The organism is Tsukamurella pseudospumae (assembly GCF_001575205.1).
Taxonomy (GTDB): Bacteria; Actinomycetota; Actinomycetes; order Mycobacteriales; family Mycobacteriaceae; genus Tsukamurella; species Tsukamurella pseudospumae.
Map to the genome: position 1 here is coordinate 19,238 of NZ_LSRE01000022.1, position 12,610 is coordinate 31,847.

Genomic DNA, 12,610 nt, shown 5'->3' on the forward strand with positions numbered 1-12,610 from the left:
GTCAAGGTCTGATGATCGTGAGGTGCGAGGAGGAGGCCTGAAACCAAATCCGGACAGGGGGAGGTCCCTCCGGTTACCGCGTACCCGGCAGGGCCCGCTTCGAGCCGTAGGGCGTAGCGACGTTCGTGGGACTATCTCGCTGGAAGACGCAGCGGCCCTCGCGTTCGACGAGTTCACTTGCACGGATGCACGACGTAGAGGGATGCAGCTCGGCGCTCCAAGCAGCGGCGACCAATCAACAGCGCCGAGCTGACATCCCTGCGTTCGCGCCGGTGTCCCCGGCATCTCCCGATGAGGGCGAACATCCCCCGAATGACAGTCTGCGCAGCTTGGGCTCGCTGCTCGACGGATTGGGACTGAGGCGCGAGGCCGGTGGACTTGGACGTGGGGATAGCCCATTGGGCGGCCAGTGAGCGAGGCCCATGTCGGTGCGCACAGGGATCAGCGGTCCCTGGACGCGGCGGTCCGGACCAGCCGCGTCACATTGGCCTGGCAGGGTGTCGCCCGCAGCGGCTGCCGGGGGTCGGTGTGGGGCCGCCGCAGAACGTGCACCTGTTCTCGGATTCCTCTTCCGCCCAATCGATACGCGCGTATGCCGCGTCGGCGACTGAGTCGGGCGTGTGGTCTGGCAGGATGATGTAGAGGCGGAGCCCTTGGCGCTTTTCCTTGATCGTGGTGACTGTGTAGTGCGGTTCGAGTTCAACGAGGTCCTGATGAAGCTGCATGACGAGCGCGCACCAACCGGAGGGAATTCGAACTCGTGGGCGCCCGGGGAGGGTGTCGGCGAGTTCATCGGTGGCGGGTTGTGCCGCCGAGATCTGCGTGATGGGTGCCGACCGCACCACGTGACGGCGCTGCCAAGGGTCTGAACGCAAAGAGCATTGGAGTACGAACTGATCACCTACGCGGGGCCACTCAATGACCTCGGTGATCAAGTAGTGGGTCGGGTGGTCGTCGAAACCGTGGTGGGTGTCCGGCCACGGCAGGGGCCGGCGTTCGTGTGTTCGCGCGTCCAGATCGAGGATGTGGATTGAGTTCTCGGTGTCGATCTTCCAGCGGCCCGTGCTTGAAGGGACGAGTTCGTTCATGTGCTGAGCCCCTCTCGGTGGAGACAACGTGCGATCTGCGAGGATCCTCAGATCCTCATGTGTTCGCCTGAGCGTGGCAGACCGGGCGGGATTGGTCGACATGCGGGGATCGAGTCGGGCTACGCGAGTCGGGCTACGCTTCTGGATCGATTCGGCGGCCGATCGCGTCGGAGAGAAGTTCGAGCTCGTTCATCACGTCCACTGCTGCCCACACGCGGTCGCGCTTGGATTCGGAGATCACTTCGAGGATCCCGGCGTCGGTGAGCTTGTTCAGGGCACGGTAGGTGGCTGTGTCCGACGAGCCGGTGATCTCTTGCGCCGTATCCGCGTTGAGTACTGGGCGCGCGAGCAGTGCGTCGATGATCGACTCCTCGGAGGAACCGGATCGTGGGTTCGCGAGAGTCCTCCAGAATGCGGGCATCTGCTCGAGCTGGTCGGCGGATTCGTCGGCTGCGTCGCAGGCGAGCGTCGCAGCGTCTGCTACGTAGGTGACGAACGCTGCAGCATTGCCTCGGCGGTACGCGCCGAGTGTGGCGAAGTAGGTGTCGGTGTCGGAGAGCATCACGGAGGCGAGCGGGACGGTGATCTTTCGGGTGAGGCCGCGCCGTCGAAGGATTGCGCTGATCAGAGCTCGGCCGATGCGCCCGTTGCCGTCGGTGTGGGGGTGGATGCTCTCGAACTGTGCGTGAGCGATCGCCGCCTGTGCGACGACGGGTAGGTCGGTTCGCTCGACGAAGGTGATCAGGTCATCGATGAGGCCGAGCACCAGCTCCGGAGGTGGTGGCACGAACAGTGCGCCGCGCGGTGTGTAGTCGGATCCGCCGATCCAGTTCTGGACCGTGCGGAAGGTTCCGGCGGTGCGTGCCTCGGCGACGTTGCCTTCCATCAGCTGGCGGTGAGCGCTGAGCAGGTCGGCGGCCGTGATCGTTCCGGCGTCCGCTGCAGCGATCATCGTTGTGAGTGCCTGCACGGCTGCGAGCTGTGACCGCGCCTCGCTACCTGCTTTGACGCCGGCGATGGCGCGCCCGAACTGTCGCCAGCCGGCGTTGACGTGCTCGATCTTGGAGGAGGCCACGGATTCGCTCCGCAGGAGGAAGTCACCGAGCGGAGCGAGCGCCACTCCTCGGCCGACATCGAGCCGCGTAATCGCAATGGTCGCGTTTTCGCAGGCCAGCAATACGGCGGAGTCTGCCGCGAAGGTCTCAGCGGCGATGAGCGGAGGTATCGCGGTGGTGACCTGCGTGAACAGGCGATCCTCACGATTGCCTGCGCGGTTCGCTGAGACCCATGGGCGAACCTCGAAGCTGTGTGCCGGCCACATGGGCGCCCTCCTCTCGTGTGTCTTCAGTTAGGCAAGGTTGACTACGGCCAACTGTGTCGAATGTTAGCACGATGAAGCTGGATTAATGCAGGTCAGGGTCGCAAACTGGGCCGCGCGCGGCGGACGGCGGGACCGTGAGGGCGGTTCTAAGGTTGACGTGACCGAGTCGTGGCGAACTTTGAGGAGGCCAAGTGGGGCTACGGGGTTTCTTGCTCCCAGATGTGGTCACCTCGATGGTTTGCGTCGAGTTTGACGACACGCCCTAGGCTCGCACGCGACTTATGTCATGCCTATCACAAGATCTGTTGTGGGGCCGATTGCGAATCATCCCATCGGCACTCATGCCGCCTGGCCTGCCGACATGAAACTTGTGTGACTGCAGTTGTTACCACCCATGACAAGGATTTCTGAAAAGTCGATCTTCGCGGTCAGAAGTGCTGTGATTGGCAGGTCAGTTTAGGTGCGGAGCTCGAAGTACTGTTTGTTCCGCGCGCCCGGGGAGATCCGGGAGCACCCGGGAGAAGGTTTGTATGGCTATCCAGCGCGAGAAGGCCAAGCGTGTCCGGGTGGAACTGCAGCTGGACCCCGATGTCGCTGAGCGGCTTCGGTCGATTGCTGCAGATGAGCAACGGAATGTCTCGGTCGTGGCGCAGCGGCTACTAGTGGCGGCCATCGATGCCGATGAGCGGGAGAAGGAGTGATCAGCAGGAAGAGATAGTGCGGTAGAGAAGTGCGCCATAGGCGCTGATATGCCGGAAGCCCCGGGCTGGTACCCCAGGGCCTCCGGAGCGGACTGGATCCGCAGATGATCACATTTTCGATCCTCATAAGGAGGACCATGTCTATTTCAACGTACCCAGGTACGGCTGTCAAGCGCTGCGCGCGGTGTGTCGGGTGGGTGATGCCCTGATGGTTCGCTACAAGGCGCACCGCGCGCAGCTGGCGCTGCCCGGTATTGCACCGGAGCCGGACGACCTGCCCGATTCGGTAGTCGGACCGCGCACCATCGGTCGATTCACCGGAGACCCGCGGGGATGGGTGCCCGCCGGACAGGAGGAGAGGTTCGAGCGGCTGTCGAAGGCGACGAGCACGGTGGGGAACCCGGATCTCCGGGAGTCGGCAGCGAGGATTGGCGCTGCCCTGGTGTGTCGGCTCAAGGAGGGGACTGAGGCGAACGATATGTCGCATGTCCAGCACGTCATCAGGTTCATCGCTGGGTATGTCGAGCCGCCTCTGCCGATCGACGTCCAGTCAGTGTTCCGTCGGTCAGTGGTGGACGGATATATCAATCACCTGATCGCAACGGGACGCGAGCGGGGCGCCCGGCAGAACCAGTATCTCTACTACGCAGTCGGCCGGCTGGTCCATCCCCGTGAGTACCCGTTGTCAAGGGCGGCGAGCAAGAAGCCGAAACGCCGTACTGCGGCACCGGCGAGCGACACGTTGATCGCGGACTGGTATCGCACCGCCGCATCCCTGTCGGGCGAACAACAGCGGCGCGCGTACGTGAGCCTGGATCTGGCCCTTGGTGCGGGGGTTCGTCAGGGTGAGCTGTCGCGAGTTCGGGGCACGTCGATTTCGTCGACGACCTACTTCGGCCGTGAGCATGCTGTGGTGACCCTTCCCAACCGTGCGGGCGGAGTGCGCCATGTACCTGTGGTTGACGTCGCGCGTTCGGAACGAATCTTGCAGCGTGCCAAAGAGGTGGGTGACGCAAGCATGATGACTCCCGGCATCGGTCCCACGGACCGCAACTTCGGCAATCGTCTCAACGAGTACCTTCGCAGGCACGGGCACACGTCGATCGACTTGCTCGCTGCACGGGAGCGATGGATACACGACCTCGCGAAGACGGTCCCAGCGTGCCTCATGGTCCAACTCGCCGACGTGAGCACGTTCGCATCGATCAAGGACCACCGGCCGTCGTTTCCGATCTACGGTGTCCGCGCCACGTTGGTCGCTCTCGATGGGCGGGGGGTGCCAGCGTGATCAGCACCTTCCGTCCTACGCTCACGGTGTCGGAGTCGCTGTTCGCCGAGGCGGTCGGAGTGATCGATCGATCCGGCGCTGACCGGCTGATCGATGAGATCCATCAGCAGTCGGTTGGGCCCGGAGGTCGACGAGCTGCTGGGGTCCGGTACACGATTCGAGCGGTGTTGGTATCGGCACTGCTATGCGTGATGCTCAAACGTCCTCCCACGGTTGCCGGCATTCTCCAATTGATCAGTGACTTCACCCCGAAGCAGCTGGCTGAAGTCGGCATGGACGGGCAGGATCTCGATCCTGTTCGGACCAGTTCGCGTGCCGAGTACGCCCGGCTCCATGCATTCCTCGCCAGGAGGCTGGCGCCGATCGACCCCGACCCGGACTTGCCAGCACGGCGCATCACCAACGAAGAGCATCAGCAGATCGTCCGTAGGCGGAGTCGCGAACAGAAACAGGCATCGCACCACGCGGCCGAGCTGCTCTCGAAGGTGGCCAACAGCCTGGTGGCTGGCTCAGTCCTGGACCGCGCACCCGAGGGATGCGCAGGCGATCTCGTCGTGGACGAGTCGATCTTCGACCTCGCCACGAACATGACAGGCCTGGGCGTCGCGAGCGATAAGCGGCGTGGTGCCACCCCTTTCGCCAAGCCGTATGGGCGTGACCGCAGTAACAAGGTCCGCACCGACGGTCAGAAGGCTGCTCTCACGAAGAGCGGAGTAGGTATTGGCCTCACAGCGCTCACGCGGATCGGTGAACCCAACCGTATGCACGGCGTAGCTCCCGTCATCATCGGCATCGACGTACACCCCCCGACATCCGGGGACGCTGGCGCGGTCCTCCGGGCGCTGGCACATGCGAAGGCGAACGGACTGACTGCGCGCAAGGACGGCACCCGAACGCGCTGGCCCTATCTCACCGTCGACATGGGATACAACTCCAAGCGAGGCTTCGCCGACTCGATGGTGCGCGAACAGTACGCATACGTGGGGCGGTACCCAAAGCACTGGATCATGATTCATGACAGCCTGCCCGCCACTGAAGGCGGCCGGAAACCCGGGCCAATCATGGTCGCAGGGGACTTTTACTGCCCTGCGATAACCGACATTTCAGAGAAGGTCACGGTGCCGCCAGGGCGAGAGATGTTGGCGTCGAAGCCGCCCGGATTCGCAGACCACGACCGCCGCCTGCAACGGACTCTTCCGCTTCTCATGGGAAGGAACTCGCGGCCAGTTCACGGTGTGATGCAGCGGGGCCAGCCGTCCGACATTCGCCCGAAAGCGCCCGAGCTCGTCAAGACGCAGCTCGTTTGCCCGGCGGCGTTCGGCCGCGTTCGTTGTCCGCTCCGACCGGAGTCGATGGATATCCACGGAGATGTTCCCACGCTCGAACCAACGTGGACAGCGGACCAGTACTCGTGCTGCGACAGCCCAGCAATAACCGTCGGGCTGTCTCCGGATCAGCTCAGGATGGCCCAGTTCGGGCTAACACCAGGTTCGTGGGAACACATGGTCTACTTCGAGGCCGCTCGAGCGCTCACCGAGCAAAGGTTCAGCATCCTCAAGTCGAGATCGGTAACCGGACTCTCAGACCTGACGTCGGGGCCGCGACGACAACCGATGATCGCGATCACACTCGCACTCGCAGTCGTAGTGGCCAACCTCTCGGCGCAGCGAAGCCACGCTGAGAGACGGCCGCGCGGCGAGTCCATCAACCGCCGGATGCGACAACTCCAGGCAGACCTCGGATACCCACCGACCAGAACACCACCGCGCACGTAGATAGTTACCTGAGTGGCCGGCCCAACTAAGTTGGGCCGGCCACTCGTCGTATGACCGTAGACAAAGTAATCGTGGGAAATCTGCCCCCCACCAGAAGGCAAGGAGCCGGCTCGCCCGCTCCCGCGCGAAGGGCCAACCGCACCACCGCGACCGCGGTTCGAACTCGCGGCCCCCAAGATGCCCCACAGCTCCCGCTATAGGTACTCCAGGTCGGAGTCCGGCGGCGAAGTAATCGTTGGAATTTCGGCACTTAATCGTTGGAATTCCATCTCGGAATGTGCGATTCACCTGCATTCGAGAACCGCTCACAATGTGCAGTTCTACGAACTGCAGCACCCGGGGTCACGAACTCGAAAGAGCTTGTGACCTTGGGTTTTTCGTCTCCGAGGAGCTGTGCGCTACGAGCGCCGCCGCGTGGAGGCCTCGATGAGGTAGATCTGCTCGGTGGGAGGATCGGCGAGGGGAAGCCAGCTCACGCCTTCTCCGTGCATCTCGTCCGCGGGCCGTAGCGCGACCAGGTCGGGGTGCCGGCGGAGGGCGTCGTCGTGCAGGCCGGCACCGCCGGGATCCATGACCACGAGCGCCGGCTGCCAGCCGTGCCGGCCGCACCATCGTTCGATGCTCTCGGCGTAGAGCGGGGCGCGACGTTCGTCGAACCAGCACAGTCGATGGCCGGCGAGATCGCGCGCGGTCACGGCAGTCCGACTCGCCAAGGGACTGTTCGACCCGACGAGCACGCCGAGTGGGACCTCGTCGAGGAGGCTGACGCGCAGTCCCGCGTCGTCGTCTCCGTGATCGGCCACGGGGCCGCGCACCGCCGCGGCATGCACGTCACCGTGGCGGAGCGCGGCGAACGACTTCGCCGTATCCAGTTGGACGAATTCGACGTCCGCGCCGAACTTGCTGAGCAGCGTCGTGAGGACCGTGGATCGGGTACCCCGTGGCACGCCCAGCTGTATGTGGGGCCGTGGTGTACCGAGCCGCCCGAGGGCACGGATCGTCTCGTCGGCGATGTCGGCGAGTTCGAGGCCCGCCGGGGTGGGGATCACACCGGTGTGTGAGCGCCGGAGCAGTGATGTGCCCACATGCTTCTCGAGGCGACTGAGCTGTTGGCTCAGGCTCGGCTGGCTGATCCCGATCCGAGCGGCCGCTGCCCGTATCGTGCCTTCTTCAACGACCGCGAGGTAGTAGCGAAGGTGCAGTACGGAGATCTGGTCCAGGCGAGCGCTTGCCATAGGCCCCAGCCTATGCCCGGCTAGGTGATCCGGGACTTCCCAGCGGTTCGCCGCCGCGATTGGATCGCACCATGGTGATTGTCATTCTCGAGTACCTCGTGCCCCTGGACCGGATCGAGGCGGCGTTGGACGACCATCGCGAATGGCTCGGTCGTCACTACGATGCGGGCGACTTCGTGGCATCGGGTCCGCGTACGCCGCGCACCGGCGGAGTCATCATCGCCGAGTGTTCCGCGGAGAAGGCGCTCGAGGCAGTGGCATCCGATCCGTTCGCGCTGCAGGGGCTCGCGAAGCACCAGGTTCTCGAGTTCGTGCCGTCGCGGGTCAGTCCCGAGAACTGGGCACACGTCTGAGCAGGTCGCGCATGAGGCGGTCCGTGGCGACCGGGCGGCGATCGCCCGCGTGCTCGCGGCTGTTCGGCCCGTCGTCCTGCGGTATTGCCGCGCGCGGATCGGTCGTGGGGTGTGGAGCGTTCCTTCGCCCGACGTGCTGGCGCAGGAGATCTGCACGACCGTCGTTCAGCTGGTGCCCCACTTTCCGAGCATCGTGCGCTGGAGGCGCTGCGGGGTGTCAGTCCCGCGCAGCGAGATGACTCTCGGTGGAACTGATCGCGGACCGGAGGAAGGCACGCATCGACGCGGCGCGGGCGGCGGCGAGATCGGCAGCGTGGTACATCCCGGGCTCGACGAGGAGCTCCACCGGCACGCGCGCGGCTTCCAGTCGCCGGGCGTAGTCGACGTCCTCGTCATGGAACAGATCGAGCTCGCCGACGCCGATCCACGCGGGCGGCAGCCCGGAGAGGTCGGCCCGGCGGGCGGGCGCGGCGTAGGCGGGGACTTCGCGTTCCGCGTGCCCGGCGCCGAGGTAGGCGTCCCAGGCGAAGGCATTGGAGCGTCGGGTCCACACCAGTGCGCCGCGGTGATCGGCGGGGCGCGTCGTGGTGCGATCGTCGAGCATCGGATAGACCAGGAGCTGGAAGGCCACGGGCAGGGCCTCGTCGACGGCGCGCTGCACGACGCCGGCGGTGAGTCCGCCGCCGGCGCTGGCGCCCCCGACGCCGATCCGCGCCGGGTCGATACCGCGTTCCGGGGCCACGCGATGCAGCCACCGCAGCGCGGCGTAGCAGTCGTCGTGCCCCGCGGGGAACGGATGCTCGGGCGCCAGCCGGTACCGCGCGCTCACGACGACCGCGCCCGTGTCCCGCGCGATCCGGATGCACCTGCGGTGGTCGATTTCGGGAGAGCCGATGATGGTGCCGCCCCCGTGGATCCACAGCAGGGCAGCGCCGTTCGGCACCGCCGGCGTGTACACGTAGACGTCCTGCCCGCCGGGGACGTCCTCGCGGCGGACGTCGACGCCGCCTTCCGCGCCGAGCGCGACAGGGGGCGCCGGCAGCAAACGCGCGACCCGCAGCGGGATCGGCCCCATCGACGGCAGCAGCGCCGCGGCGGGATTGCTGAGTTCGGGAGCCACACCGCGGAGTCGGCGCATCCGCGCGGCGACGGTGGCGCTCACGCCGAGCACGGGGATCAGGATCCAGCGGGCCTTCATCGGAGCTCTCCCTCAGCCGAGTGCGGTGTGCGCACACTCAAACACGGGTCGGTACCGGGCACAAGCCCCGTCGCTCACGGGACCAGGATCGCCCGCCCCGCCACTCGCCCGGCCTCGAGATCGTCGAAGGCCTGCTGGAACTGCTCCAGGGAGTAGGTCACCGTCTCGATGGAGATCCGCCCGCGCTGTGCCAGGGCGATGACATCGACGAGGTCCTGTCGGGTGCCGCCGTACGAGCGCTGCACGTTGACGCCCCAGGGCAGGGATTCGCCTTCCACGCCGGCGTTCACGGGCAGCGAGCCGCCGCCCAGTCCGATCAGCCGGATCGCGCCCTCGGCGGCGACGACCCGTCGGGCGAGGTCGACGGTGGGCTGTACACCCACGAGATCGAGCACCACGTCGGCGTCCACACCGTCGGTCTCGGTGAGGATCCGCTCGACCGCATGCTCGTTGCTGTCGAGGACCAGGTCGGCGCCGTGCTCGGCGGCGGAGGCCCGTTTGGCGGGATCGGTGTCGAGCGCGATGACGCGCGCCGCGCTGACCGCGGCCAGGATCTGCAGGGCGACGTGGCCGAGTCCCCCGAGGCCGATGACCACGACGGTCGCCGCCGGCGTCAGCCGATCGAGCACGGTGTTGATGGCGTGCATCGGGGTGACCCCCGCATCGGTCAACGGAGCGGCGGTCGCGGGGTCCAGTGCGCCGATCGGCACCGCATGCCGCGCGGGCACGATGATGTACTCGGCCATGGAACCGTCGGGCCCGAGACCGGGGGTGAGCGGCAGGCCGGTCCGCGTCCCGGCGACCGTGCACGCGTTGTCGCGCCCCTCGATGCAGGCGCGGCAGGAGCCGCAACTCCAGATCACGCTGACGACAACGGCATCGCCCTCCGTAAGGCCGGTGACATCGTCGCCCAGCGCATCGATCCACCCTCCGCCCTCATGCCCGACGGTGCCGCCGAACACCGGCCAGGCATCGCCCAGGTGCAGGACGTGGAGGTCCGAGTGGCACAGGCCCGCCCCGGCCACCCGGACGCGGACCTGCCCCGGTCCGGGTTCGGGCGTGGCGACTTCCTCCAGTCCGAGAGTGCCGGGGCCGGTGAGCTTGACTGCGCGCACGGTGTCGTTCCTCGCTGTGGTCGGGAGCTGTCACCTGGAACGGTAGGACGCTGTGACCGGCAGCACATCGGCCCCGGCGGACGAACTGTGTGGCGGGGGTTGTCGCCCAGCGACAATCGATGTCAGCGCACACGCGCCCGGACTTCGTGGGTGACGCCCCGAACCAGCTCGCTAGGCTGCCTAGTACGAGTGATTGTCACTGTGAGCTGTTTGTCTCGTCGATAGCGCCGCGCGGTGTCTGCTCAGTTTGCGGTTGCTCCCAGATTGTGATGAGCCTGAGCGCATTACGCGCTTCCTCGGTTGTCGGGTAGAGAGTCAGAAGGCGCTGCCCGATCTGGCGCACATCGTCGACCTGGCCGCAAGGAAGCTCGAAGGTGTCGAAGGACAGGGTGACCTCGCCGACTGTCGGATGCCTGAAGGACTTCGAACCATGGGTGCGCAGATCGACATCGCCCGAGTTCCAGTGTGTCTGGAAGTTCGTGCTCGCGAGCATCAGCTCGCCGATGAGGTGAGCGAGCTCTTGGTCGTTGGGATGCTGGGCCGCTGCGAGTCGAAGTTGTCCAGCTGTTGCGCGACAGACATCCTCCCAATGGAGAAGCCGCTGGCGACTCTCGGGGAACAGGAAATCGAACCTTGCGATGTTGCGGTCGCGTTCGGGAACAGTGGCGACGTCGAAGCACAGAGCGCTGAATAGGCTGTTCCAGGCGAGGATGTCCATTCGGTGGTTGTAGATGACGCCGACGATGTCGGGCATCGAATCGAGCAGGGCTTGCAACTCAGGGCGGACCGAGCGCCCAGGGGGCGGGAATCGAGTATTGGATGTCAGCCCAAGAATGTATCGGGTCTGCGGGTCAGTCAGCTTCAGCGCGCGAGCGATAGCGTGCAGAACCTCGGGCGACGGGTTCCGGGCCTTACCTTGTTCGAGACGCATGTAGTACTCGATGCTCAGGCCGGCTCGGGTAGCCACTTCCTCGCGCCTGAGTCCCTTGACTCGCCGGCGCGGCTCTACTGGCAGCCCTACGTCAGCCGGGCTGAGCTCGGCGCGGCGGGCCGCAAGAAACTCGCCCAGTTCTGTTCTGCTCACTGCTCGACAGTAGGTCGATGTGATCGGCTTAGCCAGGCACTGCGGTACCCAGGCTATGAGGGCCTGGTGGCGCGCATACCGAACAGCGACGCTCAGTGATGTGCGAAGAACCTGGGCAATGAGCGGGTCGCCGCACTCGTACACCTCGATACACCCAAGACGAAAGGTAGCCCTCGCATGTGCCATGAAACTGACAGTCGCCCACCAAAGTTGGAGAATCCCAGCGACGTCGCTCGCAGGGGCGAGATCGTCTTGACGACCGCGGGAGGCGTGTACTTCTCGGCGCTGGAAGCGATTCCCGTCGAACGAACTGGTGCGAACATCGTCATTCTGCCAGACATTCGTGGGACCCATCCCTACTACGCCGCCCTGGCCGAGCGGTTCGCCCAGGTAGGGCACGCGGCCATCGTGATCGACTACTACGGTCGCACGGCTGGCCCTGGCACCCGCGGTAGTGACTTCGTGTGGAAGCCGCATTTCGAGCAGGTGAACCAGGACGACGTCGCGGACGACGTCGCCGCCGCCATCGATCACCTTGACAGCGAGGAGCCCGGACCCACGTTTGTCGTGGGCTTCTGCTTCGGGGGCGGACAGGCGTGGCGTCTCGCGGCGAGCGATCTCGCACTGTCGGGCGTCGTCGGATTCTACGGCCTTCCCGGGCCGGCGAGAGCAGTCGTCGACGAGATCCGGCTACCGATGCTCCTGCTTCTCGCAGGCGAAGATGTCGCGACCACCACGGAACAGTTCGCAGACCTCACCGCCGCACTCGATGCGGCGGGCGTCGACTTCGAAGAACACACCTACGACGGTGCGCCGCACTCGTTCTTCGACAGCAAGTACGAGCAGTGGCGCGACGCGTGCGAGGACGCATGGACGCGCACGATGAGCTTCCTCGAGCGACACAGCCATGTACGAGCAAGCGCATGATCGCTCAGCGTCGCGGTGCGTCCGAGCGGTATGAGCGCGGAGCGCAGACACTAGCCGAGATGGGAGGCGACATCGCCTCCATCGAAGACCCTCTGTCCGATGTCGCCCCGGAACTCGCACGATACGTCGGAGAGTTCGCCTTTGGCGACCTGTATCACCGGCCAGGACTAAGCCTTCGAGACAAGCAACTAGGGCGTGTCTCCCAATCATGGACTGCTGATCGGGGATAATCGTTCCGTGAGTTCATCTCGGTACGAAGCGATTTCGGATGAGCAGTGGGCTCGGATCGAGCCGTTGTTGCCTTCGAGTGTTGGTCGGCCTGGGCGTCGGTTCGAGAACAACCGGCGAGTGGTCGAGGCGATCATCTACCGGTATCGAACCGGGATTCCGTGGCGGGATCTGCCGGTCGAGGCATTCGGTTCGTGGAAGACGGCCTGGAAGCGTCACCGGCGTTACGCCCAGGACGGAACCTGGGACAAGGTTCTGGCCGCGCTCCTCGCCGACGCCGATGCGGCGGGCAAGATC

Annotated in this window: 12 protein-coding genes; 6 read left to right on the forward strand and 6 right to left on the reverse strand. The window is 65.5% G+C overall.

Going from position 1 to position 12,610, the window contains the following annotated elements; genetic code table 11:
• Positions 1-479: 479 nt before the first annotated feature.
• Together AXK61_RS15520 and AXK61_RS15525 are read right to left on the reverse strand one after the other, a co-directional pair.
• Positions 480-1,088 carry a hypothetical protein gene (locus AXK61_RS15520; RefSeq protein WP_068570070.1) on the reverse strand — a complete coding sequence of 203 codons (609 nt, stop codon included), beginning with the start codon at positions 1,086-1,088 and terminating at the stop codon, positions 480-482.
• Positions 1,089-1,221: 133 nt separating this feature from the next.
• On the reverse strand, positions 1,222-2,409 hold the full coding sequence (locus tag AXK61_RS15525) for a Fic family protein (protein ID WP_068570071.1): 1,188 nt from the start codon (positions 2,407-2,409) through the stop codon (positions 1,222-1,224).
• Positions 2,410-2,939: 530 nt separating this feature from the next.
• On the opposite strand from AXK61_RS15525, the gene AXK61_RS25045 reads away from it, so the two are divergent.
• The 3 genes from AXK61_RS25045 to AXK61_RS15535 all read left to right on the forward strand — a co-directional run bounded on the left by AXK61_RS25045 (position 2,940) and on the right by AXK61_RS15535 (position 6,173).
• Positions 2,940-3,110 carry a hypothetical protein gene (locus tag AXK61_RS25045; RefSeq protein ID WP_006368863.1) on the forward strand — a complete coding sequence of 57 codons (171 nt, stop codon included), beginning with the start codon at positions 2,940-2,942 and terminating at the stop codon, positions 3,108-3,110.
• Positions 3,111-3,303: 193 nt separating this feature from the next.
• A complete protein-coding gene (locus AXK61_RS15530; protein WP_139057765.1) occupies positions 3,304-4,398 on the forward strand; it encodes a hypothetical protein in 1,095 nt (364 codons plus the stop codon).
• Positions 4,395-6,173: a hypothetical protein gene (locus AXK61_RS15535; protein WP_068570073.1), complete on the forward strand. Its 1,779-nt coding sequence runs from the start codon at positions 4,395-4,397 to the stop codon at positions 6,171-6,173. The genes AXK61_RS15530 and AXK61_RS15535 overlap by 4 nt, the downstream gene beginning before the upstream one ends.
• A 398-nt stretch (positions 6,174-6,571) precedes the next feature.
• Here AXK61_RS15535 and AXK61_RS15540 read toward each other — a convergent pair whose 3' ends face one another.
• Entirely contained in the window at positions 6,572-7,408 is an 837-nt protein-coding gene (locus tag AXK61_RS15540) for a LysR family transcriptional regulator (RefSeq protein WP_082789374.1), read from the reverse strand.
• Between the two features lie 71 nt (positions 7,409-7,479).
• Here AXK61_RS15540 and AXK61_RS15545 point away from each other — a divergent pair, with 71 nt between their 5' ends.
• On the forward strand, positions 7,480-7,761 hold the full coding sequence (locus tag AXK61_RS15545; protein WP_068570075.1) for a YciI family protein: 282 nt from the start codon (positions 7,480-7,482) through the stop codon (positions 7,759-7,761).
• A gap of 217 nt (positions 7,762-7,978) precedes the next feature.
• Here AXK61_RS15545 and AXK61_RS15550 read toward each other — a convergent pair whose 3' ends face one another.
• The 3 genes from AXK61_RS15550 to AXK61_RS15560 form a co-directional block, all read right to left on the reverse strand.
• Complete coding sequence (locus AXK61_RS15550) at positions 7,979-8,959, reverse strand: alpha/beta hydrolase (protein ID WP_068570076.1); 981 nt, start codon at positions 8,957-8,959, stop codon at positions 7,979-7,981.
• A gap of 74 nt (positions 8,960-9,033) precedes the next feature.
• Positions 9,034-10,074: an alcohol dehydrogenase catalytic domain-containing protein gene (locus tag AXK61_RS15555; protein ID WP_068570077.1), complete on the reverse strand. Its 1,041-nt coding sequence runs from the start codon at positions 10,072-10,074 to the stop codon at positions 9,034-9,036.
• Between the two features lie 196 nt (positions 10,075-10,270).
• Complete coding sequence (locus tag AXK61_RS15560) at positions 10,271-11,158, reverse strand: helix-turn-helix domain-containing protein (protein WP_068746208.1); 888 nt, start codon at positions 11,156-11,158, stop codon at positions 10,271-10,273.
• A 270-nt stretch (positions 11,159-11,428) separates the two neighbouring features.
• Between AXK61_RS15560 and AXK61_RS15565 the strand changes: the two genes are divergently transcribed.
• Both AXK61_RS15565 and AXK61_RS26065 read left to right on the forward strand, forming a co-directional pair.
• On the forward strand, positions 11,429-12,085 hold the full coding sequence (locus tag AXK61_RS15565) for a dienelactone hydrolase family protein (RefSeq protein ID WP_197466824.1): 657 nt from the start codon (positions 11,429-11,431) through the stop codon (positions 12,083-12,085).
• Positions 12,086-12,322: 237 nt separating this feature from the next.
• Positions 12,323-12,610, forward strand: a 288-nt coding sequence (locus AXK61_RS26065) for a transposase (protein ID WP_197466825.1), incomplete at its 3' end; no start/stop codon positions are given.

What these genes read in the sequence shown, in the direction of transcription:
- AXK61_RS15525 (WP_068570071.1), bottom strand. Translation starts at nt 2,409, where the DNA reads ATGTGGCCGGCACACAGCTTCGAGGTTCGCCCATGGGTCTCAGCGAAC.
- AXK61_RS15520 (WP_068570070.1), bottom strand. Translation starts at nt 1,088, where the DNA reads ATGAACGAACTCGTCCCTTCAAGCACGGGCCGCTGGAAGATCGACACC.
- AXK61_RS15545 (WP_068570075.1), top strand. Translation starts at nt 7,480, where the DNA reads ATGGTGATTGTCATTCTCGAGTACCTCGTGCCCCTGGACCGGATCGAG.
- AXK61_RS25045 (WP_006368863.1), top strand. Translation starts at nt 2,940, where the DNA reads ATGGCTATCCAGCGCGAGAAGGCCAAGCGTGTCCGGGTGGAACTGCAG.
- AXK61_RS15540 (WP_082789374.1), bottom strand. Translation starts at nt 7,408, where the DNA reads ATGGCAAGCGCTCGCCTGGACCAGATCTCCGTACTGCACCTTCGCTAC.
- AXK61_RS15550 (WP_068570076.1), bottom strand. Translation starts at nt 8,959, where the DNA reads ATGAAGGCCCGCTGGATCCTGATCCCCGTGCTCGGCGTGAGCGCCACC.